We start from the raw sequence: 24,644 nt of genomic DNA, 5'->3' as shown, positions 1-24,644 counted from the left end.
GGGCAAACGGCTTGGCTTAACCGCGAAATCTCACAGATGAACTTGCGAGGCTGAATGACTGCGCCGACGCCGCTGATCGCTGGAAACTGGAAGATGAACGGCCTGGCCGCCGCCTTGGCCGAGGCCCGGGCGATCGCCGACGGCCTGGGCGGTACGACCGCGCGCGTCGCGCTGTGCCCGCCGGCTGTGCTGGTGCACCGCATGAGCGAGGCCCTAGCCGGCACGCCGGTGCTGGTGGGCGGGCAGGACGCCCACACCGAAACCTCCGGCGCCTTCACAGGCGACACCGCTGCAGAGATGCTCGCTGACGCTGGCGCGAGCCTCGTCATCCTGGGTCACTCCGAACGGCGGGCCACCTATCGCGAGGCGGACGACCTAGTCGCCGCCAAGGCGCGCGCCGCGATCAATGCAGGCCTTGAGCCCATCATCTGTGTCGGCGAAACCCTGGACGAGCGCGAATCGGGCCGGGCGATCGAGGTCGTCGTCAGCCAGACTCGCGGTTCTCTGCCCAGGGAACTTGCCGGCAAGGCCTTCGCGGTCGCCTATGAACCGGTCTGGGCCATCGGCACAGGCAAGACCGCCACAGTGGCGGACATCGAAGAGGTCCACGGGGCGATCCGCGCCGTTCTGACTACAACCTTCGGCGACGCGGGCGCGACCGTCCCGATTCTCTACGGCGGCTCGGTGAAGCCGGCCAACGCGGCTGAAATCCTGCACGCCGCCGAAGTCGGGGGAGCGTTGGTGGGCGGCGCCTCGCTGACGGCCAAGGACTTCCTCGGCATCATTCACGCCCTTTAGCCCCGGGGTTCGAGGCCCTTGCTTGGCGGCGATGGACGCCTAGCTATGGTCTTGCCGCACGCCCGGTGTTAGAGGGCGCGCTTTGGGAATGACGGTCGGGAAGCATGCTTTCCGCCGGCGAAGGCTTTGGGTTCATGCTGCTCAACATCCTGCTTGTGATTCAGGTCCTTATCAGCCTGGGGCTGATCGCCGTAGTGCTGCTGCAGCGCTCAGAAGGCGGCGCGCTCGGCATGGGCGGCGGTCCGACGGGCTTCATGACCGCCCGCGGCGCCGGCGATCTGTTGACACGCACCACCTGGATTCTCGGCGCGGCCTTCTTCATCGTCGCCCTTCTGCTGACCGTATTGGCCGGTCGTGAACGCGGCGCTTCCTCGGTTGTCGATCGCCTGAAGGTCGATGCGATGGACCCGTCGTCGCTCGCCGCGCCGCAACCCGCCCAGGCTCCTGCGGGCCAGGCCCAGCCCGCGCCCTTTCAGGCCCCGGCGCCGGCTTCATCGAATCCCTTTGGCGCTCCGGCCCCGGCACAGACAGCTCCGGCGCCCGCGCCGGCTCAGCCTTAAGTCGTGGATGAATTGAAGCGGCCGCAAGCGCGCGCCGCGAATCGCAGTTAGTCTGAGCGTCCATGGCCCGGTACATTTTCATCACCGGCGGCGTGGTCTCCTCCCTCGGCAAAGGTCTCGCGTCGGCTGCGCTCGGCGCGCTTTTGCAGGCGCGGGGATACCAGGTGCGCCTGCGCAAACTCGATCCGTATCTGAACGTGGATCCGGGCACGATGAGCCCGTTCCAGCACGGGGAGGTCTTCGTCACCGAAGACGGCGCCGAGACCGACCTCGACCTTGGTCACTACGAGCGCTTCACCGGCGTCAACGCGACGCGCGGGGACAACATCACGACCGGCCAGATCTATAAGACGATCATCGAGAAAGAACGCCGGGGCGACTATCTGGGCGCGACTGTTCAGGTGATTCCGCACGTCACCGGCGAGATCAAGGACTTCGTCCTGGCCGATCCGGGCGAGGGCGTGGACTTCGTGCTCGTCGAAGTCGGCGGCACCGTCGGCGACATCGAGGGCCTGCCGTTCTTCGAGGCGATCCGCCAACTCGGGCAGGAACTGCCCCGCGGCCACGCCTGCTTCATCCACTTGACGCTGCTGCCCTTCATCAAGACCGCCGGCGAGATGAAGACCAAGCCGACGCAGCACTCGGTGAAAGAACTGCGCTCCATTGGCATCCAGCCGGATATCCTCTTGTGCCGCGCCGAGATCCCGATCCCTGAAGGCGAGCGCAAGAAGCTCGCGCTGTTCTGCAATGTCCGGCCAAGCGCCGTCATCCAGGCGCTCGACAGCGAGAATATCTACGCCGTGCCGCTCGATTATCACGAGCAGGGCCTGGACACTGAGGTGCTGGACGTCTTCGGCATGAAAGACACGGCGCCGGCGCCCGACCTGACACGCTGGAAGGACATCGCCCACCGGCTGAGCCATCCCGATGGCGAGGTGAACATCGCCGTAGTCGGCAAGTACACGGGACTGACCGACGCCTATAAGTCGCTGGTCGAGGCCCTGGTCCATGGCGGCGTCGCCAACAACCTGCGCGTCCGGCTCGACTGGATCGAGGGAGAGGCCTTCGAACGCGACGAGGACATGATCGCCATCCGCCTGGCGGGCACCCACGGGGTGTTGGTGCCGGGCGCGTTTGGCGAGCGTGGATCGGCCGGTATGATCCGCGCCGTGCAGTTCGCCCGCGAGCACCAGATTCCCTATTTCGGGATCTGCTTCGGCATGCAGATGGCCATGATCGAAGCCGCCCGGAACCTGGCCGGTATCGAGGCCGCATCCTCGACCGAGTTCGGCCCCACCTCCGAGCCGATCGTCGGCCTGATGACCGAGTGGACCCGCGGCAACGATCGCGAAGTGCGCCAGGAAGGCGACAACCTCGGCGGCACCATGCGCTGCGGGAGCTATGAGGCCATCCTCCTGGAGGGTTCCAAGGCGGCCGAAATCTATGGCGGGGTCTCCATCTCTGAGCGTCACCGCCACCGCTATGAAGTGAACATTGATTACCGTGACCGGATCGAGGCCACAGGACTGAAGTTCACGGGCCTGTCGCCGAACGGCGTGCTGCCGGAGATCTGCGAACGGATGGACCATCCCTGGTTCGTGGGCGTGCAGTATCACCCCGAACTGAAGAGCCGGCCGTTTGATCCGCACCCCTTGTTCGCCAGCTTCATCGGTGCGGCGAAAGAGCGGAGCCGCATGGTTTAGGCGGGCGGCGCGCCCGCAGCGAGGCGACGCTTGATCGCGCGCATCGATTCAGGCATAAGCCCGCGCTCACGTCGGCGGCCAGTCACGGCCGCCGCTTCTGTTTCCACGCCTGAGAGATCCTCCCATGGCCGTTCCTAAGCGCAAAGTATCGCCGTCGCGTCGCAACATGCGTCGCTCGCACCACGCCCTGGGCGCTAACTCCTACGTCGAAGACAAGGAAACCGGCGAACTCAAGCGCCCCCATCACGTCGACCTGAAGACCGGCATGTACAAGGGCCGCCAGGTTCTGACGCCGAAGGAAGACTAGGTCTTCGATCCAGGGATGGACTTTGGGACGCCGGCCGCAGGGCCGGCGTTTCGCGTTTCAGGCTGGTCCTGAACCCTCCTGGCATGTCATCACGCGGTCATCGAAAGGCCTGATGAAGATCCGCTTCGACGAGGGGAATTCCATGCTGTCACTCCCAACCCTTTCACGACGGGGGCTGATGACCGCCGCGACGGGCGTCGCCTTCGCGGGCCTCGCCCGGCACGCTCAGGCGGCCGACGTTAGCAGCGCCGAAATCCAGGCCGACGCCTACCACAGCGAGGTCTTCGGTTACGGCCCTTTGAAGACCGATCCCGCGGGCCTGTTCGATCTTCCCGAAGGCTTCACCTACACTGTCGTCTCCCGCGCCGGCGAGACCATGAGCGATGGGCTGCTGACGCCGCACAAGACCGACGGCATGGGAGCCTTCGCCCTGGGCGGCGATCGCGTAGCCCTGGTGCGGAACCACGAACTCAAGCTCGTTGATTTCGATTTCGGCGCCTTCGGTCCGGGCCAAAAGCTGATCGACAAGGTCGATCGCAAGCTCATCTATGACATGGCGCCCAACGGCCGCGCGCTGAACGGCGGGACGACCTCCATGGTCTACAACCTCCGCACCCGGGAACTGGAGAGCCAGCACCTGAGTCTGATGGGGACCAGCACCAACTGCGCCGGCGGGATCACGCCCTGGGGCTCCTGGCTGAGCTGCGAGGAGGTCGTCCTGTCGCCCAGCGAGACGGCGGCCAAGACCCACGGCTGGGTCTTCGAGGTGCCGGCCGACCATAAGGGCCTGGTCGATCCGCAACCGATCACGGCCATGGGCCGGTTCAAGCACGAAGCGGTCGCGATCGATCCAGCCACCGGCGTCGCTTACCTGACTGAGGACGAGAGCGACGGTCACGGCCTCTTTTATCGCTTCCTGCCGACAGATCGCGCCGATCCGCACAAGGGCGGCCGCCTCCAGGCCCTGGCCTTCAAGGCGGGCCCGCAGGACTCGCGCAACTGGCAGGAAACGCAGTGGAGCGTCGGCCAATGGCGCGAAACGATCTGGATCGACCTGGACGGGACCGACAATCCGGACAACGATCTGCGCCATCGCGGCCATGCCAAGGGTGCGGCCTGGTTTGCGCGTGGGGAGGGGATTTTCCACGGTGACGGTGAGTTTTACTTCACCTGCACCAGCGGGGGCCCGGAGTTCCTCGGCCAGATCATGCGCTACAAGCCCAGTCGCTTCGAAGGTCAGCCGGGCGAAGCCGACGAGCCGGGGAAACTGCAGTTGTTCGTCCAGTCCGGCGACCGCATGCTGCTTCAGATGTGCGACAACCTCTGCGTCGCGCCCTGGGGTCACCTGGTCGTATGCGAAGACAAGGCAGCGGATCGCGGGATCAATTACCTCAAGGGCGTCACCCCCGACGGCAAGGTCTACACCCTGGGCCGCCAGGCGCAGTCGGGCTTGAGCGACGTCGGGGCCAACAGCGAGCTGGCGGGCAGTTGCTTCTCGCCGGACGGCACGACGCTCTTCGTCAATGTCTATTGGCCGGGCATGACCCTCGCCATCACCGGGCCCTGGAGCCGCTTCAGGGCGTAAGCCTTGCCGCAGGCGGCAATGATGGCTAAGCCAGCGGCCCTCCGAACACCGCTATTCTTGGCAGGAACCCGCGCAACATGACCGAGATCGTCGACATCACCGCCCGCGAAATCCTCGACAGCCGGGGCAACCCGACCGTCGAAGTCGATGTGGTCCTTGAAGACGGTTCGATGGGCCGCGCGGCCGTGCCTTCCGGCGCCTCGACCGGCGCTCACGAGGCGGTCGAGAAGCGCGACGGCGATAAGACCCGCTACCTCGGCAAGGGCGTTCGTTCGGCCGTCGAGGCCGTCAATGGCGAGATTTATGACGCGCTATCCGGCATGGACGCGGAAGACCAACGCCGCATCGACCGGATGATGATGGAGTTGGACGGCACACCTAACAAATCGCGCCTGGGCGCCAACGCCATCCTGGGCGTCAGCCTTGCGACGGCGAAGGCTTCGGCCAGCTCGGCCGCCCTGCCGTTCTACAAATATGTCGGCGGCGTCTCGGCCCGCGTCCTGCCGGTGCCGATGATGAACATCATCAATGGCGGCGCCCACGCCGACAATCCGATCGACATCCAGGAGTTCATGATCCTGCCGACTGGTTCGCCGACCTTCGCTGAAGGCCTGCGGATGGGCGCGGAAATCTTCCACGCCCTGAAGAGCCAGCTGAAGGCCGCCGGCCACAACACCAACGTCGGCGACGAAGGCGGCTTCGCCCCTAACATCGGCAGCGCCGAAGAGGCATTGGCCTTCATCGTCAAGGCTGGCGAGAGCGCGGGCTACAAGGCGGGAAGCGACTTCCTGCTGGGTCTCGACGTCGCCTCGACGGAGTTCTTCAAGAACGGCAAATATGAGCTGGAAGGCGAGGGCAAGACCCTTGATCCCGCCGGCATGGTCGACTACCTCGCCAAGCTGGTCGACGCCTTCCCGATCATCTCGATCGAAGACGGTTGCGGCGAAGATGATTTCGAAGGTTGGAAGCTGCTTACCGACAAACTTGGCGGCAAGGTCCAACTGGTCGGGGACGACCTCTTCGTCACCAACCCCGCACGCCTGTCGATGGGCATCGACAAGGGCTTGGCCAACTCCATCCTGGTGAAGGTCAACCAGATCGGCACCCTGTCGGAAACGCTGGACGCCGTCGATATGGCCCTCCGCGCGGCCTACACCGCCGTCATGAGCCATCGCTCGGGCGAGACGGAAGATTCCACCATCGCCGACCTGGCGGTCGCGACCAACTGCGGTCAGATCAAGACCGGCTCGCTGGCCCGGTCAGACCGGTTGGCCAAGTACAACCAGTTGCTGCGCATCGAGGAGGAACTGGGCGACCAGGCCATCTACCTCGGCCGCAAGGCGCTGAAGGTCTAGCCGACCTCCGGCGCGACACACAAAGGGCGCGCCTGACCGGCGCGCCCTTTTTTTGTTCAGGCGTCCTCGTCCGACGCCAGTCGGTAGCCGATGCCTGGCTCGGTCAGGACGATGCGCGGGGCGGAGGGTTCGGCCTCAAGCTTCTGGCGCAATTGGCCCACCAGCACGCGAACGAACTGAGCGTCCACCTGGGCCGTCGGGCCCCACACGGCGCTGATCACCTGGCGGTGGGTGACGACACGGCCCGCGTGACGGGCGAGCGTACGCAGGAGGTCGTACTCGCGCGGAGTCAGCCTGACTTCCTCGCCCAGAACCAACACCCGGCGCTCCAGGAAGTTGACCTCAAGGTCCCCCGCCGCAAAGCGTGGTTGGGCGTTGAAACGCCTTTCGCGGCCGCGCAGGCAGGCGCGGATACGCGCCAACAACTCTCCAACGCCAACCGGCTTATTGACGAAGTCGTCTGCGCCCAGGTCCAGCGCAGCAATCTTCTCCGACTCCAGGTCGCGCGCCGACAGAACGATGATCGGCGTCTCGGACCACTCCCGTAGCCGGCCGATCACCGCCTTGCCATCCATGTCGGGCAAGCCAAGATCCAGGATGACGATGTCGAATGGCTCGCGCGCAAGGGCCGTGATCGCCGCCTCGCCGGTGCTGGCGACCTCGACCGAATGGCCGGCGGCGGACAGGCCCGGCGTAAGGGCGCGCACGATCTGCGGCTCATCGTCGACCAACAGGAGGCGGCTCAGCGTTTCGGGCATCGTGCGCTCAGGATCAGGTTTCAGGCCGAGAGGGGAAGACTGGCGCTGACAATCAGGCCGCGCTCAGGCTCTGGCCGGTTGGTGGCGGAAACGACACCGCCCATCCCTTCGATGAGTCCGCGGGCGATCGATAGGCCAAGGCCCGTTCCAGAGCGGGCGGTGTTAGGCGCGCGATAGAACTTCTCGAAGATCCGCTCTTGGTCAGCGGCGGGAACGCCGGGCCCAGCGTCGGTGATACGAACGACGGCGCGACCACCCTCGCGGAACACCCGCACCTCTATCGGCGCCTCGGCGGGTGAGTAGCGGATCGCATTCTCCAGGACGTTGCTCAAAGCCTGCTCCAGCAGAATGGGGTCGCCGACGACTTCCACGTAATCCGCCTTTTGGTCGATGGAGCGACGGTGCAGAGATTGCTGTCGCCGCGCGGCGCGGAACACGACCTCGCCGAGGTCGAAGGCGATGTGCTGAACGTCCAGCGCGCCGCTCTCAAGCTTTGTCATGCTGAGCAGGTTGCCGACGTAAAGGTCCAGCCGATGCGCTTCCTCCTGGATGGTCGCCGCGAGGTCACGACTGACTTCAGCCGCGAAGGCGGGGCCGAACTGATGGAGGCTGCTGGCGGAGGCGACGATCGCCGCGAGCGGCGTGCGCAAGTCATGAGAGATGGAAGAGAGCAGGGCGTCCCTCAGCGCCTCCGTGCGGGCGAGCGTCTCGGCTTCCGATTTCGCCCGCGCCAGCCTGGCTCTGGCGATAGCCGCCGCTCCTGTGTCAGCCAGCACCTCGACCAGCGCGCGATCTTCGTCCTTTCGCGGCTCAACGGGCGCTGACTTCCAGGCGGCCACGCCGAACACCGCTTCATCAGCCTGCAGAATCCGCAGTGTCCAGCCCGGGACTCGCACGGCGGCGCTCGGCGCGCGCGGATCGGCCTGAAGCCGGCCGGCGGCTTCAATCAGGGGGTGTTCGACCTTCGTCTCTGCGGTCGCCACCCAATCGAGGCTCCCAAAGACCACGGCCTCGCCGCGCGCGGCCGCAGCGAGGTGATGCGCGAGCCGGCTGCGAATAAAGGCTTCGTCGAGGGAGGCTGCAAAGTCGGCCGTCGCGTCCAGCAGCGCCGCCGTCGCTCGGCCTCTTATGGCCACGCGCGCCGCTTCGTCGCGCACCCGGCCCGTCAGCGTGCTGGTGAGAACGGCCACGGCCAAGAAGACGAACAGCGTATTGAAATCGTCTGCCGATCCGAAGGACAGCTGGTAGCGCGGATCTACCAGGAACATGTAGACGAGGAACGCCAGGGCGCTGGCGAAGTAGGACGGGCCGGAGCCAAACGCGAAGGCGGTGATCAGCACCCCCAGGAGGAAAATGCTCGACAGTCGCGCGCTATGCGTCAGGCGAAAGAACACCTCCGCCGCCAGAGCGGACGTCGCGACGATAAGCACGGCCGCACCATAGCGCAGCAAAGTCCGCAGGAGGCTCTTCACCGGCCCAAGGTGGCGGTTTGGGCAGTCCCGTCAACTATGCGCCCCTTACGAGGCGCGCCGCGGTCATCCGCCGCTTGCGTGACAAGGTTATAAGTCTGTTATGCTTGCGAGATGACCTGAGGCGCGAGACCTCGTCGGCATGCCTAAGGGGGGAGCCTCCACCATGAGCGCGCGTCTCTATGCGCCGGCGCCCTGGTTCTCAGGGCGCAGCCACACCAATCCGAAGTTCGCCTTCAGCAGCCTCGGTGGGCGCTTTATCCAACTGGTCTTCCTGCCCAGTGATCCGGCGCAGCGCGAGGCGATCATCAACAAGGTCGAGAGCTGTGCGGCGCAGTTCGGCGATGACAACCGTCTGGTCTGTTTCTTGGTGGTCCGCGACGAGGCGCGGTTCAATAGGGGCAGCACGGTTCCTGGGCTGCGCTGGTTCTGGGACCACGATGGCGCGATCGGCCGCCTGTATGGCGCATTGGGCGAAGACAACAGCGAGGCGCCCGCGTCCATTCTGATCGACCCCTCCTTACGGATCCTCGCGATCGACACAATCACCCACATTGACCAGACGCTGGCGCGGCTGGAACGCCTCCCTCCAGTAGAACAGCACGCCCGCGCGGTGCTTCATGCGCCTGTGCTGATCGTTCCGAGAATCTTCGAACCGGAACTTTGCCGTCGCCTGATCGGGATTTACGACGCCGACGGCGGCAAGGAATCCGGCGTCATGCGCGAGATCGATGGCCGGACCGTCGCCGTGCTTAGCGACTTCAAGCAGCGAAGCGATGTCACACTCGAGGACGAGGCGCTGCGCGTACAGCTGCGCAATCGCCTGGCGCAAAGACTCCTGCCGGAAATCAAGAAGGCCTTCCTTCACGAGGCCACGCGAATCGAACGCTACATCGTGGCCTGCTACGATAGCGACAGCGGCGGTTACTTCCGCCCGCACCGCGACAATACGACACCGGCGACCGCGCACCGGCAGTTCGCGGTCTCGATCAACCTCAACGCCGAAGAATATGAGGGCGGCGACCTGCGTTTCCCCGAGTTCGGAAGGCGCACCTATCGTCCGCCTACAGGCGGCGCCGTGGTTTTCTCATGCACCCTGCTGCACGAAGCGACGCCGGTGACCAGAGGCCGCCGCTACGCGTTCCTGCCCTTCCTGTTCAACGAAGCAGGGGAAGAGACCCGTCAGAAGAACCTGCACCTGCTCGATCTCGACGTTGTGCAGGATTTGCGGGTCGCAGGTCGTTCGAATTAGGGCGGCTTTAACCGGGCTCGCATGAGATAATGGCGCGTCGCGTAAGGATTCGCCGTGTTCAGCAGCCTCCGCCCCTATTTTATGACCTTCTCGCTGGTGCTGTTGATCGCCTACTTCGGCTTCCATGCCCTGACCGGCGAGCGCGGAATTCTTAGTTCGAATCAAAGGAATGAAGCGCTCGCGGCCAAGACGCAGGAGCTCGCGCTGGTGCGGGCGCAGCGCCAGGACCTGGAAATGCGCGCGCGCCTTCTGCGCGATACCAGTCTTTCCGCCGATCTCCTGGAGGAAAGGGCGCGCTCTTTGCTAGGCTTCGCTGATCCTAGAGACTATATGATCCGCGAGACCCCGTAGGGACGCACCTCGGCGACGCCAGGCGCTGCCATTCGGTATCAAAGGACACCACGGAGAGACGCATGGCGCGCGGGCAGACCGGTACGGCCGGTCGGCGGAAGGCCACCGATGACGGGCCGAAAACCACCAACATTTCCGCTACTCAGGACGAGCTCCTAAAGTACTATCGGGACATGTTGTTGATCCGCCGCTTCGAGGAGCGCGCGGGCCAGTTGTATGGCATGGGCCTGATTGGCGGCTTCTGCCATCTCTACATCGGTCAAGAAGCCGTCGCTGTGGGCGTGCAAGCGATCCAGGAGCAAGGCGATCAAGTGATCACCGGCTACCGCGACCATGGCCACATGCTGGCCTGCGGTATGGAAGCGCGCGAGGTTATGGCCGAGCTTACGGGCCGGGTCACCGGCTCGTCGAAGGGCAAAGGCGGCTCCATGCACATGTTCTCGATGGAGCAGAACTTCTTCGGCGGCCACGGCATCGTCGGCGCGCAGGTCAGCCTTGGCACCGGCCTGGCTTTGGCCAACCGCTACCGCGACAACGGCAAGGTCAGCTTCACCTATTTCGGCGACGGCGCGGCCAACCAGGGCCAAGTCTACGAGAGCTTCAACATGGCTCAGCTGTGGAAGCTGCCGGTTGTCTATGTGATCGAGAACAACCAATACGCCATGGGCACCTCGGTCGAGCGCTCCTCGGCCCAGACCCACCTCTATAAGCGCGGCGAGTCCTTCCTGATCCCGGGCATGGAAGTGGACGGCATGGATGTCCTTGCGGTGCGCGAAGCCGCCCGCGAGGCCGCTGAACACGCGCGCACGGGCAAAGGCCCCTTCATCCTGGAGATGAAGACCTATCGTTATCGCGGCCACTCGATGAGCGATCCAGCCAAGTATCGCACGCGCGACGAAGTCGACGAGGTCCGCAAGACCCGCGACCCGATCGAACATTTGCAGATGCTGATGGAAAAGCAGGGCGTCGGCGATGAAGCCACGCTCACCGCCATCGACGCCGAGGTGAAGGACATCGTCGCCGAGGCCGCGGAGTTCGCCCGCACCTCGCCCGAGCCGGATCCGTCCGAGCTCTATACGGACGTCTATACGGAGGCCCAGGCGTGACCGACATTCTGATGCCGGCCCTTTCGCCGACCATGGAGGAGGGCACGCTCTCCAAGTGGCATGTGAGCGTAGGCGACAAGGTGCGTTCGGGCGATGTGATCGCCGAGATCGAGACCGACAAGGCGACCATGGAGGTCGAGGCGGTCGATGAAGGCGCCATTGAGGAGCTTCTGGTCGCCGAAGGCGCGCAAGGGGTGAAGGTCAACACTCCAATCGCCCGTCTCGCGGGCGGCGAGCCGTCTCAGGCCGCCCCCAAGCCGGCGCCGGCCGCGGCTGCCGGTGATCCTGAAAAGACGCCCCCGGAAGCCGTAGCGGTCCAGCCGGAAGGCGAGGCGGCTGCGCCCGTCACGCCGAAGGTCGAACTGCGCGATCCCGAGATCCCGGCCGACGCCAAGCTGGTCAAGACCACGGTCCGCGACGCGCTGCGCGACGCGATGGCCGAGGAGATGCGCCGCGACGACACGGTGTTCCTGCTGGGCGAGGAAGTCGCCCAGTACCAGGGCGCTTACAAAGTCAGCCGCGACCTGCTGCAGGAGTTTGGCGAGAAGCGGGTGATGGACACCCCGATCACCGAGCACGGCTTCGCCGGCATGGGTGTCGGCGCGGCCATGGCCGGCTTGAAGCCGATCATCGAGTTCATGACCTTCAACTTCGCCATGCAGGCGATCGACCAGATCATCAACTCGGCGGCCAAGACGCTCTACATGTCGGGCGGCCAACTGCGGACCTCGGTCGTGTTCCGCGGGCCCAACGGCGCAGCCTCGCGCGTCGGCGCCCAGCACAGCCAGGACTATTCCAACTGGTACGCTCACGTTCCAGGCCTGAAGGTCGTGGCGCCCTATGACGCCGCCGACGCCAAGGGTCTCCTGAAAGCCGCGATCCGCGATCCGAACCCCGTCGTCTTCCTCGAACACGAGATGATGTACGGCCAGGAATTCGATGTGCCGGAAGGCGTCGACTACGTGGTGCCAATCGGTAAGGCCAAGGTGCGCCGCGAAGGTACGGGCGTGACCATCACCGCCCACTCGCGGATGGTCGGTCTGGCGCTGAAGGCCGCCGAGGAACTGGCCAAGGAAGGTATCGAGGCCGAGGTCGTCGACCTGCGGACTCTGCGCCCCCTCGACGCCGAGACGGTGATCGAGAGCGTCAAGAAGACCAACCGCCTGGTGACCGTCGAGGAAGGCTGGGGCCCGATGGGCGTCGGCGCCGAGGTCATCGCCCGGGTCTTGGAGAGCGCCTTCGACTACCTGGACGCCCCGCCGGCGCGGGTCTGCCAGGAAGACGTCCCTCTGCCCTACGCCGCCAACCTGGAGGCGCTTGCGCTTCCGTCGGTGGAAAAGATCGTCAAGGCCGCCAAGGCCGTCAGCTACAAGTGAGTCTCTGATGGTCGATATTCTGATGCCGGCGCTGTCTCCCACCATGGAGGAGGGCGTCCTCGCCAAATGGCACATCAAGGCGGGCGACAAGGTGCGCTCTGGCGACGTGATCGCCGAGATCGAAACCGACAAGGCGACCATGGATGTCGAGGCCGTCGACGACGGCGTGGTCGAGGAACTTCTGGTTCCGGAAGGCTCACAGAGCGTCAAGGTGAACACGCCCATCGCCCGCCTGGCGGGCGCCGGCGCGGCCAAGGCGCCTGAGGCGAAAGCCCCGGAAGCGAAGGTGGAAGTTCCGCCTGAGAGCAAGCCTGCCCAGGCCGCCAAGGCGGAAGCTACGCCCGCGGCCGCCGCGCCGGCCCCCGTGGCTGCAGCGGCGCCTACGCCCGCCGCCAACGGCCAGCGCATCTTCGCTTCGCCCCTTGCCCGGCGGATCGCCAAGGACAAGGGCCTCGATCTTGCGACGTTGAAAGGGTCTGGCCCGCACGGCCGGATCGTCAAGGCCGACGTCGAGAATGCAAAGCCCGGCGCCGCTCAGCCGGCCCCCACGGGTGCGGCTTCCGCGCCACGTCAGGTCCTTAGCCTCGAGCAGATGGGAATCCCAACTGGCAGCTACGACCTCGTGCCGCTCGACGGCATGCGCAAGGCCATCGCACGCCGCCTGACCGACAGCTTCCGCGACGTGCCGCACTTCCCGCTGAACATCGATCTCGAGATCGATCGCTTGCTGGAAGCGCGCAAGTCCATCAACGCCTACGCGGGCGAGAGTGGCAAGGTCAGCGTCAACGACCTGGTGATCAAGGCTTGCGCCATGGCGCTGAAGAAGGTGCCGGCGGCGAATGCGTCCTACACGCCCGATGGCATCGCCATGCACCACAACGCGGACATCGCCATGGCGGTGGCTATCGACGGCGGCCTGATCACCCCGATCATCCGCAGCGCGGAAAGCAAGTCGCTGATCCAGATCGGCGCCGAAGCCCGCGACCTGGCCGAACGCGCCCGCAGCCGCAAGCTCAAGCCCGAGGAGTTCCAGGGCGGGACCTTCTCTGTGTCGAACCTCGGTATGATGGGCATCAAGTCCTTCGCCTCCATCATCAACGAGCCTCAGGGCTGCATCCTGTCGGTCGGCGCCGGCGAAAAGCGTCCGGTCGTCCGCGGCGACAAACTCGAGATCGCCACAGTGATGAGCGTGACGCTGACCTGCGACCACCGGGTCGTCGACGGCGCGGTCGGGGCCCAATGGCTGGGCGCCTTCCGCACCTTCATCGAAGACCCTTTCACCATGCTGGCCTAAGGCGACCTCACGTATGGATTTCGATCTGATCGTCATCGGCGCCGGCCCCGGCGGCTATGTGGCGGCGATCCGCGCCGCACAACTCGGCCTGAAGACGGCCATCATCGAACGTGAGGCCTTGGGTGGCGTCTGCCTGAACTGGGGCTGCATTCCGACGAAGGCCCTGCTGAAGTCCGGCGAGGTCTACGACCAGCTCGATCACCTGACGGCCTACGGGATTTCCGTCGGCAGCAAGTCGTTCGACTTCACCAAGATCGTCGAGCGTTCGCGCAAGGTGGCCAGTCAGCTCAATCAGGGCGTCGGCTACCTGATGAAGAAAAACAAGATCGAGGTGATCGACGGGACCGCCAAGCTGATCAAGGGCGAAAAGTCGCCCAAGGTCGTGGTCAGCCTGAAGGCCGGCGGCGAACGCACGCTCACCGCCAAGAACGTCATGCTGGCCACCGGCGCGCGGGCCCGCACTATTCCCGCCGCTGGCCTCGTGCCCGACGGCGACCGGATCTGGACCTATCGCGAGGCGATGAACCCGAAGGCCGCGCCCAAGTCGCTGATCGTGATCGGCTCCGGCGCCATCGGCATCGAGTTCGCCTGCTTCTACCGCGCCATCGGCTGCCAGGTGACGGTGGTCGAAGCCTTGCCGAGGATCCTGCCGGTCGAGGACGAGGAAGTCTCCACGGCCGCGCGCAAGGCTTTCGAGAGCCGCGGCCTGGCCTTCCGGGTGGGAGCGTCGGTGAAATCGTTGAAAGCCTCTAAGACGGGCGTCAGCGTCGAAATCGAAGCCGCCGGCAAGGCCGAAACCTTGACCGCCGAGGTGGCGATCGTCGCGGTCGGCATCACTGGCAATGTTGAAAACCTCGGCCTTGAGGATCTGGGCGTGAAGGTCGACCGCGGCCATGTCGTCACCGATAACCACGGCGCGACCAATGTGCCCGGTCTCTACGCCATCGGCGACGTCGCTGGCCCGCCGTGGCTCGCGCACAAGGCCAGCCATGAAGGCGTTCACTGCGTGGAACATATCGCCGGCCAGGCGGGACCCTACGTGGCCGCCTTGATCCCGGGCTGCACCTATTCGACGCCGCAGATCGCCTCGATCGGCCTGACGGAGGCTCAAGCGAAGGAAAAGGGACTTGAGATCAAGGTCGGCCGCTTCCCGTTCCGTGTGAACGGCAAGGCCATCGCTTCGGGCGACACCGAAGGGTTCGTGAAGACGATCTTCGACGGCAAGACCGGCGCCTTGATCGGGGCGCATATGATCGGACACGAGGTCACCGAGATGATCCAGGGCTTCGCCCTGGCGATAACGCTCGAGGCGACCGAAGCCGAACTGCACGCCACGGTCTTCCCACACCCCACCATGAGCGAAGCGATGCACGAAAGCGCGCTCGACGCCTATGGGAAGATGCTCCATCTGTAAGGCGGTCGTCGTCCCAAGCTTGAGGCGCATCTGCGGGCCGCCGACAGGATAGGCGCCGTTGCGCCGGTTGGGACTGAGATGGAAGCGGGCGTTTTCGGCCTGATGGCCAACACCGGGATCGCGGCCCTGTTCGCCGCGGCCTTCGCGGCCATCGCGCTGACGGATTCCAGCCAGGTCCATGCGCGCCGGTTCGGCGCCGCCTACGCCGTCGGCCTGCTGACGCCGCTCAGCGAGATCCTGGTCCGCTATAGCAGCTCGCCCGCGGCCTTCTCCTTTCTGGGCTACGTCGCCTTCCTGGCCGCGCAGCTGATGACGGCTCACTGCGTCAGCCAGTTCTTCGGCCAGACCTCGCGCAAGCGTCTGCTGATCGTCATCTTCGCCGTGGGCGTCGGCCTGCGCCTGGCGATCTGGAGCGGTCCCCGCGACTGGCTGCCCTATGAGATCGCCTATCAAGCGCCCTTCGCCCTCGCCATGCTGTTGGCCGCCCTGTTCGCCGCACACGCGCGCCCGCGGCGATGGCTGACCGTGGCGCTCGCCGCCGATTTCGCCCTGATCGCGGCTCACTACCCCGTCAAGGCCGTCGTCTCGACCATCATCCGCTCCGGCGCCACAGCCCAGGCCTACGCCTCAAGCGCCTATGCGGTCTTCTCCCAGGCGGCTACGGGGATGCTCCTGACCTCCGCCGGCCTGATCCTACTGTTGCTCGTCTTCGATGAATCCATGACCCGCTCGCGGCGAGAGGCCCATCATGACTTTCTGACCGGCCTGCTCAATCGTCGCGGCTTCTTCCACCGCATGGGCGAGCAAACCGAGGCGCAGCTGCAGGTCATCGTCTTCGACATCGACCGGTTTAAGAGCATCAACGACCTCTACGGCCACGCCGTGGGCGACGCCGTCATCGTGAACTTTGCGGACCTTCTCAGCGACCACGCGCCATCCGGCGCGGTCGTCGCGCGCATGGGCGGCGAGGAATTCGTCATCACCGCGGCCGGTCTGAGCGCTGAGGCCGCGCTGCGCCTCGCCGAACAGGTCAGATCAAACGCCGAGACCAGCGAAGTGGCTGGCCGGCGCTTCACGGTCAGCGCGGGGCTGGCGACGCGTCATGAGCGCACGTCGCTGGACGTAGCTCTGCGGCGGGCCGACCAGGCGCTCTATGCCGCCAAACAGAGCGGGCGCAATCGCGTCCATCAGTCGGAAGACGCCGCCGCGCCGAGCGGTGTGCTGATGACGCCTGACGACGACGCACGTCGAAACGGCGGGCAGATCTAGGCGGCCCGCGCCGCCTCGGCGTCGACGATGCGCTGCACCGCGACATAGTCGGTCTTGCCGGTGCCCAAGACCGGGATTTCAGTGACGTGCATGATCTTGCGCGGGGCGCCTATCTCGGGGGCGCCGACCTGCTGAGCGTATGTGACGATCTTGTCCACCGTGGCGTCGCGACGGTCGGTCACGAGCACCAGCCGCTCACCCTTACGCGGATCCGGCGTGGCGACGACGGCATGGCGCGCATCGGGCCACACGCCGGCGGCCAGGTCCTCAGCGACGTTAAGCGAGACCATCTCGCCGCCGATCTTGGCGAAGCGTTTGACCCGCCCGAGGATCTTCACCCAGCGATCGTCAGTGACCTCGACGACGTCGCCCGTGTCATGCCACCCGTCGTCAGGCGCCTCAAGCGACCCATCGGGCATGAGGTAGCCCGCCATGACGTTCGGCCCGCGCACCATCAATTTGGCGCCCCGCGCGATGCCGGCGACCTTGTCCAGCCGGTATTCAATGCCGGGCAGCAGGCCGCCGACCGTGCCGTGGCGGTTGTCGTCGGGCTTGTTCACCGCCAGGACCGGCGCGGTCTCGGTCGCGCCATAGCCTTCCAACACCGGCACAGGCCCGAACTTTTCCGCGATCAGGGCGTGGGTTTCCTCACGCACCCGTTCCGCGCCGCAGACAATGAACTTGAGCGCACCCAGTTCACCACGCTCCGCCGCCCGGGCGTACTGGTTCAGGAAGGTGTCGGTCGTCAGCAGGATCGAGCCGCCCACCTCGGCGATCAGCGGCGGGATCTGCTTGGCGTGGAGCGGCGAGGGATACTGAAACGCCTTCATACCCGTCAGCAGCGGCAGCAGCGCGCCGCCGGTCAGGCCGAAGCAATGGAAAGTCGGCAGGGGATTGAACATCACCCAGTCCGGATCGAGGGCGATATGGGCGGCGATCTGGCGGACATTGGCGACAAGGTTGCCCTGGGTCAGCAACACGCCGCGCGGCGCCCCGAAGCTGCCTGAGGTGAAGAGCACCACCCCTGGATCGGACGCCTTGGCCGGGCTGCGGAAGGCGCGGGGCAGGGCGCCGGCCACCGCCGCGAACAGCTTGTCCGCGAGGCCGACCTCGCGCCGCAAATCCTCGAGATAGGTGACGGTCGCTCGGTTCTCCAGCGCGTCCACGAGGTCATGAAGCTTGGCCTGCTCGATGAACCGGTGCGATGTCAGCACCCGCTTGACCCCCGCAAGAGCGCAGGCCGCACGGAGATTACGGATGCCCGAGGTGAAGTTGAGCATAGCCGGTGTCCGGCCGAAGGCGTGCAGGGCGAAGAAGGTGACCACCGTCGCCGAACTCGCCGGCAGCATTACGCCGACGCGTTCGCCTGGGTCGGTCACCGCTGCGATCCGGCGACCCAGTGCGAACGCCGCGCGGATCAGGCCGGTGTAGCTCATGGGCTGCCGGGTCTGGTCCTCGAGGATCAGCTTGTTCGCCCCGTAAGTCTGCGACGCCTCGACGAGGGCGTCGAACAGCGGCGACTGGGCGTGGGCGGCGTCGTAGTGCGGCAAGACGTTTCGGCTCCGGCGGGACTCATCTTGGCGCGAGCCCTTGAGGTGAAAGCGTATAGCCGAGGCGAAGCGTTGCAAGAAAGCGTCAGCCCAGAGTGAAGACCACGCACGCGCGGTCGTCGAGGCGCCGCTGCGGGACCTGGAGCGGCAGGCGGAAGTCCTCCGGCTTCAGTCCGACCTCCGCTGCGCGTCGGCTGGCGGTCAGGACGATGGAATCCATGCTCGGCGCGGCCATAGGCGGCGGGGGAGGGGGAGGCGGCGCATGCGTCGGTCCCAGGTTCTGAGCGCCATTGTCGAAGGCGCCGGTCAACAGCACGTCGGTCTGGCAGGCGCGGCCGGTCGGATCGATCAGCTTGACCGACCCCAGGCTCACGCCGGCGGCCTCAGCGCCCAGCCGGGCGCGGCGTCGGGCGTCCTCCACCGCCAGGCGGGACATCTGGGTCAGGGTTTCGTTGTCGACCTCCAGGCGGAAGCTCACCGGCGTGGTCGAGACCGGCTTGGCCGACATCAGGGTAGCGTAGACCGCCTCGGCCAGGCGCGCGTCGCGGATGTCGACGTTGATCGTGATTGAGACCTGATAGCGCTCGATCTTGTCGGCCCTGGTGTTGTCGTTCACCTCCCCCTGGCGATCCTTGTACTGCTCGTAGAGCGGCGTGATCGTGAAGCTGGTGGCGATAATCACCCGCTCGCGCCCGAAGGCGGTCAGCGCCTCAGTCAGGGTGCGCACCTTGTCCGCAGCGGCGCGGGTCGCGGCGGCGGAGTCGCGATCGACCACCTCATAAGTCGCCGACGTCGAGGCGCGATTGGCTGGGACTTCGGTCCAAACCTGGCCCAACGACGCAATGATCGGCCGGTCCATCCACCAAGGCGCGCGTCCGGAGGCTCGCTCGGTTGTCGCGGTCTGGGCTGAAGCGCCCACGGGCAGGGCGGCGAGGGCGGCGGCGAGCAGCAAAAGACGCATGTGAACTCCCATTTCGTCGGAACCTTAGGGGGTTGGGAGATAAAGCGGTAATCTCGGCTTGATCCTGAGGCGTTGCAGGACGATCTAGGACCCATGACTGTGGTCATCGACACCCGCCGCATCCGCCACCCTGAAAAACAGAACCGGCCGGAAACGCCGATTCTGAAGAAACCCGAGTGGTTGCGCGTCCGCGCGCCTGGATCGGCCGGCTACAACGCGACCCATGAGATCGTCAAAGAGCATGGCCTGGTGACGGTTTGCCAGGAAGCGGCGTGTCCCAACATCGGCGAATGCTGGACCAAGAGCCATGCCACCATGATGATCATGGGCGACATCTGCACGCGGGCCTGCGCCTTCTGCAACGTCGCCACTGGCAAGCCCCAGGCGCTCGACGCCACCGAGCCCCAGCGGGTCGGCGACGCCGTGGCCAAGATGGGGCTGAAGCATGTGGTCATCACCTCGGTGGACCGCGACGACCTGGCCGATGGCGGCGCGGCGCACTTCGCCGCCGTGGTCCGCGAGATTCGCGCCCGCGCGCCCGGCACGACGATCGAGATCCTGACGCCAGACTTCCTGCGCAAGCCGGTCTCAGCCGCGCAGACGATTATCGACGCCACCCCCGACGTCTTCAACCACAACCTGGAGACGGTGCCGCGGCTCTACCTGTCCATCCGCCCGGGCGCCCGCTACTTCCATTCCCTTCGGCTTCTGGAACGCGTGAAGGAACGCGACCCCGAGCAGTTCACCAAGTCCGGCCTCATGGTCGGCCTGGGCGAGACCAAGGAAGAGGTCATGCAGGTAATGGACGACATGCGGTCGGCCGGCATCGATTTCATCACCATCGGGCAGTACCTGCAGCCAACCCGCAAGCATGCGCCGATCGACCGGTTCTGGACCCCTGAGGAGTTCAAGGCCCTGGAGGATATCGCCTGGGCCAAGGGCTTCCTGATGGTCTCAGCAAGCCCGCTGACGCGCTCCTCGCACCACGCCGGCGAAGACTTCGCGCGCCTGCAAGCCGCGCGTCGCGCCGCCCAAGCCGCCTGACGCGGGCCATTGCGCCACCAAGTCTCCAAGGTGTTGCCTTACACGCCTGACCAGTTGTTTACGTTGGTGGGCGATGTGGAGCGTTATCCACAGTTCGTCCCCTGGATCACCCACATGCGGACTTGGAACACCCAGAGTCGGGAGGCGGGGATCGATAGTCTTGACGCCGAGGCCGGCGTCGGCTTCGCCTTTCTCAAGGAGCGGTTCGCCACCCGCGTACGCCGGGACGCGTCGGCGCGCACCATCGACGTCAGCCTCCTCTCAGGACCCTTCCGAAAGCTCGACAACCGCTGGGCCTTCTCCGCTACGGTCGACGGCCAGACCCGCATCGATTTCAGCATCGATTTCGCCTTCAAGTCGCGCCTGCTGGAGGCGCTGCTCGCGGCGAACTTCAGTCACGCCGTGGATCGGCTGATCGGCTGTTTCGAGGCCGAGGCCGCGCGCCGCTACCGCTCTTAGATTTCGGCGCGCTCAACCAAAAGCTGCAGCGCCGTAAGGGTCGCCGCCATCTGCACGGCCTCACGACTCTCATGGTTGAAGTGGAATTCGCGATGTCGGACATCCTGATTGGTGAGCGCCGTCGCAAAGTGGACTGTGCCAACCGGCTTGAAAGCCGAACCACCGCCGGGTCCGGCGACCCCCGTAATCGCCACTGAAATCAGGCCGTTCGACCGCGCCAACGCGCCCTCGGCCATGGCCCTCACGACCGGCTCTGAGACGGCTCCCATATCAGCGATCAGGTCGCCCGCGACACCCAGCATCTCCTGCTTGGCCCGATTGGAGTAGGTGACGAAGCCCCGGTCGAAGACCTCTGACGAACCGGGGATGGAGGTGATCGCAGCGGCCACCAGACCGCCCGTACAACTTTCCGCAGTGACGATTCGCAGGTGTCTGTCGCGCGCAGCGTCGACCAGCATCTCCGCGACGGTCTTGATCTCTTGCGGAAACATCGCATCCCCTGAAGGCTTAGCCATTGGCGACTCCCACAGGAGCATTCCGCCACCCGGACGTTCAAGGCGATTCAGCGTTGATGACGAATTCAACTGATCAGACCCGGTCCGGCCCGCCGCCCGCCGCCCTGTTTGTCGCGGCCACCCTGGGCGGCGCAGGGTTGATCTTCCTGGTCCAGCCGATGGTGGCCAAGCTCGCCCTGCCGCTCCTGGGGGGAGGGCCGTCGATCTGGAACACCAGCATGGCGTTCTTCCAGATCGCCCTCCTGGCCGGCTATGGCTACGCCCACCTGCTGCAAAAGGTTCAGCGGCTGGGCGTCCAGGCGGCGATCCACGGCGCTGCGCTCATCGCCGCCGCTTTCGCCCTTCCGTTGCGCATTCCCGCCTTTGTGGGAGAACCTTCGTCCGACCGGCCGATCCTATGGCTGCTGGCGGCTTTGACGCTATCTGTGGGCGCGCCCTTCGCCGCCCTTTCAGCGACCGCGCCGCTCGTGCAGGCCTGGTACGCCCGAACCGTCGGCCGCGAACCCTACAGCCTCTATGCGGCGAGCAATCTCGGCAGCCTGGTTGCCCTGTTGGCCTATCCGCTGCTGATTGAGCCGACGCTCGCCCTGCAGGCGCAACGCCTCGGCTGGAGCGTGCTCTACGTCGCATTCGCTCTGCTGATGATCGCGCTGGGCCGCCGCGCCGCTCGCGCCGTGGTCCTTAATGGCGTGCGCGCGGTCCCGCCTCCGGCCGCCCCCGTCACCTGGTCCCAGCGGCTGATCTGGCTCGGTCTAGCCGCCGCGCCGTCCAGCTTGATGCTGGGCGTGACCACCCACCTGACGACCGACGTCGCCTCGGCGCCCTTCCTGTGGGTCGTCCCCTTGGCGCTCTATCTCATCACCTTCATCGTCGCCTTCCAGGCGCGGCCGGCGATCTCATCGAACGTCGCCCTGATCGTCCAGGCCGCCGCGGTGGCGGCTTGTGCGGCCATGCTGCCCTACGCCACGACCAACCTGTTGACGCAGTTGATCATCCACCTGGCAGCCTTCTTCTTCACCGCGCTCGTCTGCCATCAGCACTTGGTGGCCAGACGACCGGACGCCAGCCAACTGACCGAGTTCTATTTCTGGATGTCTCTGGGCGGAGTAGTCGGCGGCGGCTTCAACGCGTTCATCGCGCCCGTGATCTTCGACAATGTCTGGGAATATCCCATCGGCCTGGTCCTCGCAGGCCTCGCCAGGCCAAGGTCACGGACGTCCATGACCCTGCGGCTCGGCGCCATCTTCGCCGCGGGCCTGATCGCCTGTGTGAGCGTACAACTGCTCTACGCCTTCGTGGCCCCACTGATGACCGCCAAGGTCGTCTTTGGCGGCATGACTCAAATTGAGCTCTTTAACTTGGGCGTGCGCGCCTGCCTGGGCGGGGGCGTAGTCGCAGCCTTCCTGATCCGCGACCGTACGGTCCTCTTCGTCCTAATGGTCGGCGCAATCTCGCTAGCCTCGCATCATGCAGCAGACCGAGTCTCCACCAGCCAGACTTGGCGCAGCTTCTTCGGCGTGGTCCGCGAGGGCTGGGTCCACGTTCCGGACATCGGCGGTCCGGTGAAAACGCTCAGCCACGGAACGACCCTTCACGGAGCGCAGGCCTACGCCACGGCGTGGCGTTGCTTGCCGCTCACCTACTACGCACCGGCGACCGCCATCGGCCAGACCATCGCCGCCCTGCAAACCGAGAAGACGACAGTTCGCATCGGCGCAGTGGGATTGGGCGCGGGCACGGTTTCAGCCTATGTCCGCCCGGGCGACCACATGACCTTCTTCGAGATCGACCCGCTGGTGGTCCGCCTGGCCAGCGACCCCACGCACTTCAGCTACACGCGCGATTGCGCCGTCGGTACGGTCGACTACCGGGTGGGCGATGCACGCCTTACCCTGCAGAAGGAGCCGCCGAACACCTTTGACGTCCTGTTGATCGACGCCTTCTCCTCCGATGCTATCCCGGCGCACCTGCTGACGGTGGAGGCGATGCGGATGTATCTTGCGCGCATCAAGCCCGACGGGGTGATCGTGCTCCACCTCTCCAATCGCAACCTGGAGTTGGTCACGCCGGCCCAGGCCAGCGCCAAAGGCGCCGGCGCGGTCGCCCTCTACCAGGAGTATCGCAGGCCCGACCGCGTGGCCGACGTGGTGGAATCCTCTGAAAACGTGCTGGTCCTCGGTCGTTCACGCGCGGCCATGGAGCGTTTCCTAGATGACCCGCGCTGGACCATCCTGGACCAGACGGACACGCGGCCCTGGACGGACGACTACACGAACCTCGCCGGCGCCATGATACGCCGCCTCGACGTGCCGTTCGCCGGCAGCTTTATGAAGGCGTCTCAACGGTGACAACGGCCTGAGCCATCAGGCCCTCTTGTCGGCCGGTGAAGCCCATGCCTTCGGTCGTGGTTGCCTTCACACTGATCCGGTCGACGGGCAGATCCATGATCTCGGCGATACGGGCGCGCATGGCCTCGCGATGCGGGCCGATCTTGGGCCGCTCGCAGATCAAGGTCACATCCACGTTGATGACACGTCCGCCGCGCGCCGCCACCAGTCCCATGGCATGGCTCAGGAACTGGTGCGACGCCGCGCCCTTCCACTGCGGATCACTGGGCGGGAAATGCGCGCCGATGTCGGCTGCGCCGATCGCGCCCAAGACCGCGTCGGTCAGGGCGTGCAGTCCGCAATCTGCATCGGAATGGCCGATCATGCCTTGGCTGTGGGCCACTTCGACGCCGCACAGCCAGACACTGTCGCCCGGTCCGAATCGGTGAGCGTCAACGCCCTGGCCAATGCGCATCAGGCGCTGGCCGCCGGCAAGGCGTTCGGCCATGGCGAAATCCTCCGGATAGGTCAGCTTCATCAGCATGGGATCGCCCGGCGTCAGCACGACGCGGCCGCCGACGCGCTCCACCATGACGGCGTCATCAGTCGGCTCTTCATGAGCCGGCCACGAGGCCAAAGCGGAGTCCAGCGCAGCGCGACGGAAGGCCTGCGGGGTCTGAGCGCGCCACAGGCCCTCGCGCGAAACCGTCTCGGACACCAAACCGTCGCCGCGCTTCAAGGTGTCGGCGACCGGTAGGGCAGGAAGCGCGCCTTCCGCATTCGCCAGGGCGGCGATCAGTCGTTCAATGTGCGCGGCCCCGACAAAAGGCCTCGCCGCATCGTGGATCAGAACCGCCTCACCCAGGTGCAACGCCGCCAGGCCAGAGCGCACCGACTGCGCCCGGGTCACACCGCCGGGCACGAGCGTCCAGCCCGAGAGGCCCTCCAGAACGGCCGGCGCAAACTCCAGCCGATCGGGCGAGATAACCACGGCGATCTGTCGCGCGCCGGCGGCGGCGAAAGCTTCCACAGACCAGCGTAGGACGGGCTTGCCGCCAAGGCGGCGCCAGGTCTTTGACTCGCCAGGGCCGGCGCGTAGGCCGGAGCCTGCGGCGACGATCACCGCTGAAAAATCCATGCGTCGTTCTTCCGGTTTGGCGGTCTCATGTCCAGGCTTTACGCAGGCGAATA

The 24,644-nt window shown here is 65.8% G+C and carries 22 protein-coding genes; 16 read left to right on the top strand and 6 right to left on the bottom strand.

Going from position 1 to position 24,644, the window contains the following annotated elements; all coding sequences use genetic code 11:
• Nucleotides 1–54: 54 nt before the first annotated feature.
• From tpiA to eno, 6 genes are all read left to right on the top strand, one after another.
• Nucleotides 55–798, top strand: a complete 744-nt coding sequence (gene tpiA / locus BN1313_RS09575; RefSeq protein ID WP_091739617.1) for a triose-phosphate isomerase — start codon at nt 55–57, stop codon at nt 796–798.
• Between the two features lie 104 nt (nt 799–902).
• Nucleotides 903–1,358 (top strand): preprotein translocase subunit SecG, encoded by a 456-nt coding sequence (secG, locus tag BN1313_RS09570; protein ID WP_245620155.1) that lies wholly within the window; start codon nt 903–905, stop codon nt 1,356–1,358.
• 62 nt (nt 1,359–1,420) lie between these two features.
• The gene (locus tag BN1313_RS09565; RefSeq protein ID WP_091739615.1) at nt 1,421–3,061 is read left to right on the top strand and encodes a CTP synthase; all 1,641 of its coding nucleotides are present in this window, start codon (nt 1,421–1,423) and stop codon (nt 3,059–3,061) included.
• A gap of 124 nt (nt 3,062–3,185) precedes the next feature.
• Complete coding sequence (gene rpmF, locus BN1313_RS09560) at nt 3,186–3,368, top strand: 50S ribosomal protein L32 (protein WP_091739612.1); 183 nt, start codon at nt 3,186–3,188, stop codon at nt 3,366–3,368.
• Between the two features lie 178 nt (nt 3,369–3,546).
• Complete coding sequence (locus BN1313_RS09555) at nt 3,547–4,953, top strand: alkaline phosphatase PhoX (RefSeq protein ID WP_245620154.1); 1,407 nt, start codon at nt 3,547–3,549, stop codon at nt 4,951–4,953.
• Nucleotides 4,954–5,030: 77 nt separating this feature from the next.
• Nucleotides 5,031–6,308 (top strand): phosphopyruvate hydratase, encoded by a 1,278-nt coding sequence (gene eno, locus BN1313_RS09550; RefSeq protein WP_091739609.1) that lies wholly within the window; start codon nt 5,031–5,033, stop codon nt 6,306–6,308.
• Between the two features lie 56 nt (nt 6,309–6,364).
• Here eno and BN1313_RS09545 read toward each other — a convergent pair whose 3' ends face one another.
• Both BN1313_RS09545 and BN1313_RS09540 read right to left on the bottom strand, forming a co-directional pair.
• Nucleotides 6,365–7,066 (bottom strand): response regulator transcription factor, encoded by a 702-nt coding sequence (locus BN1313_RS09545; protein ID WP_091739607.1) that lies wholly within the window; start codon nt 7,064–7,066, stop codon nt 6,365–6,367.
• Between the two features lie 20 nt (nt 7,067–7,086).
• Nucleotides 7,087–8,538 carry an ATP-binding protein gene (locus BN1313_RS09540; RefSeq protein ID WP_091739605.1) on the bottom strand — a complete coding sequence of 484 codons (1,452 nt, stop codon included), beginning with the start codon at nt 8,536–8,538 and terminating at the stop codon, nt 7,087–7,089.
• Between the two features lie 163 nt (nt 8,539–8,701).
• On the opposite strand from BN1313_RS09540, the gene BN1313_RS09535 reads away from it, so the two are divergent.
• The 7 genes from BN1313_RS09535 to BN1313_RS09505 all read left to right on the top strand — a co-directional run bounded on the left by BN1313_RS09535 (nt 8,702) and on the right by BN1313_RS09505 (nt 16,597).
• A complete protein-coding gene (locus tag BN1313_RS09535; protein WP_091739603.1) occupies nt 8,702–9,787 on the top strand; it encodes a 2OG-Fe(II) oxygenase family protein in 1,086 nt (361 codons plus the stop codon).
• An 81-nt stretch (nt 9,788–9,868) separates the two neighbouring features.
• Complete coding sequence (locus tag BN1313_RS09530) at nt 9,869–10,138, top strand: FtsB family cell division protein (protein WP_425415004.1); 270 nt, start codon at nt 9,869–9,871, stop codon at nt 10,136–10,138.
• A 62-nt stretch (nt 10,139–10,200) separates the two neighbouring features.
• The gene (gene pdhA, locus BN1313_RS09525) at nt 10,201–11,244 is read left to right on the top strand and encodes a pyruvate dehydrogenase (acetyl-transferring) E1 component subunit alpha (RefSeq protein WP_091739597.1); all 1,044 of its coding nucleotides are present in this window, start codon (nt 10,201–10,203) and stop codon (nt 11,242–11,244) included.
• Nucleotides 11,241–12,620, top strand: a complete 1,380-nt coding sequence (locus tag BN1313_RS09520) for a pyruvate dehydrogenase complex E1 component subunit beta (RefSeq protein WP_091739594.1) — start codon at nt 11,241–11,243, stop codon at nt 12,618–12,620. The genes pdhA and BN1313_RS09520 overlap by 4 nt, the downstream gene beginning before the upstream one ends.
• A gap of 7 nt (nt 12,621–12,627) precedes the next feature.
• The gene (locus tag BN1313_RS09515) at nt 12,628–13,914 is read left to right on the top strand and encodes a pyruvate dehydrogenase complex dihydrolipoamide acetyltransferase (protein WP_141653110.1); all 1,287 of its coding nucleotides are present in this window, start codon (nt 12,628–12,630) and stop codon (nt 13,912–13,914) included.
• Nucleotides 13,915–13,927: 13 nt separating this feature from the next.
• Nucleotides 13,928–15,328, top strand: coding sequence for a dihydrolipoyl dehydrogenase (lpdA, locus tag BN1313_RS09510; RefSeq protein WP_091739590.1), 1,401 nt, complete (start codon nt 13,928–13,930; stop codon nt 15,326–15,328).
• Between the two features lie 78 nt (nt 15,329–15,406).
• The gene (locus tag BN1313_RS09505) at nt 15,407–16,597 is read left to right on the top strand and encodes a GGDEF domain-containing protein (RefSeq protein ID WP_091739587.1); all 1,191 of its coding nucleotides are present in this window, start codon (nt 15,407–15,409) and stop codon (nt 16,595–16,597) included.
• On the opposite strand, the gene BN1313_RS09500 is transcribed toward BN1313_RS09505, so the two are convergent.
• Together BN1313_RS09500 and BN1313_RS09495 are read right to left on the bottom strand one after the other, a co-directional pair.
• On the bottom strand, nt 16,594–18,147 hold the full coding sequence (locus BN1313_RS09500) for an AMP-binding protein (protein ID WP_091739584.1): 1,554 nt from the start codon (nt 18,145–18,147) through the stop codon (nt 16,594–16,596). The two genes, BN1313_RS09505 and BN1313_RS09500, sit on opposite strands and share 4 nt — an antisense overlap.
• Nucleotides 18,148–18,232: 85 nt before the next feature.
• Complete coding sequence (locus BN1313_RS09495; protein ID WP_176695954.1) at nt 18,233–19,108, bottom strand: SIMPL domain-containing protein; 876 nt, start codon at nt 19,106–19,108, stop codon at nt 18,233–18,235.
• A gap of 93 nt (nt 19,109–19,201) precedes the next feature.
• On the opposite strand from BN1313_RS09495, the gene lipA reads away from it, so the two are divergent.
• A complete protein-coding gene (gene lipA, locus BN1313_RS09490) occupies nt 19,202–20,152 on the top strand; it encodes a lipoyl synthase (protein ID WP_091739578.1) in 951 nt (316 codons plus the stop codon).
• Nucleotides 20,153–20,161: 9 nt separating this feature from the next.
• Entirely contained in the window at nt 20,162–20,611 is a 450-nt protein-coding gene (locus BN1313_RS09485) for a type II toxin-antitoxin system RatA family toxin (protein ID WP_091739575.1), read from the top strand.
• Here BN1313_RS09485 and BN1313_RS09480 read toward each other — a convergent pair.
• Nucleotides 20,608–21,102 (bottom strand): CinA family protein, encoded by a 495-nt coding sequence (locus tag BN1313_RS09480; protein WP_091739572.1) that lies wholly within the window; start codon nt 21,100–21,102, stop codon nt 20,608–20,610. The two genes, BN1313_RS09485 and BN1313_RS09480, sit on opposite strands and share 4 nt — an antisense overlap.
• 80 nt (nt 21,103–21,182) lie before the next feature.
• Here BN1313_RS09480 and BN1313_RS09475 point away from each other — a divergent pair, with 80 nt between their 5' ends.
• Nucleotides 21,183–23,474: a spermidine synthase gene (locus BN1313_RS09475; protein WP_141653109.1), complete on the top strand. Its 2,292-nt coding sequence runs from the start codon at nt 21,183–21,185 to the stop codon at nt 23,472–23,474.
• Here the strand turns inward: BN1313_RS09475 and BN1313_RS09470 are convergent.
• A complete protein-coding gene (locus BN1313_RS09470) occupies nt 23,452–24,591 on the bottom strand; it encodes a bifunctional 2-C-methyl-D-erythritol 4-phosphate cytidylyltransferase/2-C-methyl-D-erythritol 2,4-cyclodiphosphate synthase (protein WP_091739565.1) in 1,140 nt (379 codons plus the stop codon). The two genes, BN1313_RS09475 and BN1313_RS09470, sit on opposite strands and share 23 nt — an antisense overlap.
• Between the last annotated feature and the right edge of the window lie 53 nt (nt 24,592–24,644).

This window comes from Phenylobacterium immobile (ATCC 35973) (assembly GCF_001375595.1).
Taxonomy (GTDB): Bacteria; Pseudomonadota; Alphaproteobacteria; order Caulobacterales; family Caulobacteraceae; genus Phenylobacterium; species Phenylobacterium immobile.
The sequence above is the reverse complement of the archived record's forward strand: the minus strand, read 5'-3'. Positions and strand labels throughout refer to the sequence as shown.

Coding starts and splice junctions, on each gene's coding strand:
- tpiA (WP_091739617.1), top strand. CDS start 55: ATGACTGCGCCGACGCCGCTGATCGCTGGAAACTGGAAGATGAACGGC.
- secG (WP_245620155.1), top strand. CDS start 903: ATGCTTTCCGCCGGCGAAGGCTTTGGGTTCATGCTGCTCAACATCCTG.
- BN1313_RS09565 (WP_091739615.1), top strand. CDS start 1,421: ATGGCCCGGTACATTTTCATCACCGGCGGCGTGGTCTCCTCCCTCGGC.
- rpmF (WP_091739612.1), top strand. CDS start 3,186: ATGGCCGTTCCTAAGCGCAAAGTATCGCCGTCGCGTCGCAACATGCGT.
- BN1313_RS09555 (WP_245620154.1), top strand. CDS start 3,547: ATGACCGCCGCGACGGGCGTCGCCTTCGCGGGCCTCGCCCGGCACGCT.
- eno (WP_091739609.1), top strand. CDS start 5,031: ATGACCGAGATCGTCGACATCACCGCCCGCGAAATCCTCGACAGCCGG.
- BN1313_RS09545 (WP_091739607.1), bottom strand. CDS start 7,066: ATGCCCGAAACGCTGAGCCGCCTCCTGTTGGTCGACGATGAGCCGCAG.
- BN1313_RS09535 (WP_091739603.1), top strand. CDS start 8,702: ATGAGCGCGCGTCTCTATGCGCCGGCGCCCTGGTTCTCAGGGCGCAGC.
- BN1313_RS09530 (WP_425415004.1), top strand. CDS start 9,869: ATGACCTTCTCGCTGGTGCTGTTGATCGCCTACTTCGGCTTCCATGCC.
- pdhA (WP_091739597.1), top strand. CDS start 10,201: ATGGCGCGCGGGCAGACCGGTACGGCCGGTCGGCGGAAGGCCACCGAT.
- BN1313_RS09515 (WP_141653110.1), top strand. CDS start 12,628: ATGGTCGATATTCTGATGCCGGCGCTGTCTCCCACCATGGAGGAGGGC.
- lpdA (WP_091739590.1), top strand. CDS start 13,928: ATGGATTTCGATCTGATCGTCATCGGCGCCGGCCCCGGCGGCTATGTG.
- BN1313_RS09505 (WP_091739587.1), top strand. CDS start 15,407: ATGGAAGCGGGCGTTTTCGGCCTGATGGCCAACACCGGGATCGCGGCC.
- BN1313_RS09495 (WP_176695954.1), bottom strand. CDS start 19,108: ATGCGTCTTTTGCTGCTCGCCGCCGCCCTCGCCGCCCTGCCCGTGGGC.
- lipA (WP_091739578.1), top strand. CDS start 19,202: ATGACTGTGGTCATCGACACCCGCCGCATCCGCCACCCTGAAAAACAG.
- BN1313_RS09480 (WP_091739572.1), bottom strand. CDS start 21,102: ATGTTTCCGCAAGAGATCAAGACCGTCGCGGAGATGCTGGTCGACGCT.
- BN1313_RS09475 (WP_141653109.1), top strand. CDS start 21,183: ATGACGAATTCAACTGATCAGACCCGGTCCGGCCCGCCGCCCGCCGCC.
- BN1313_RS09470 (WP_091739565.1), bottom strand. CDS start 24,591: ATGGATTTTTCAGCGGTGATCGTCGCCGCAGGCTCCGGCCTACGCGCC.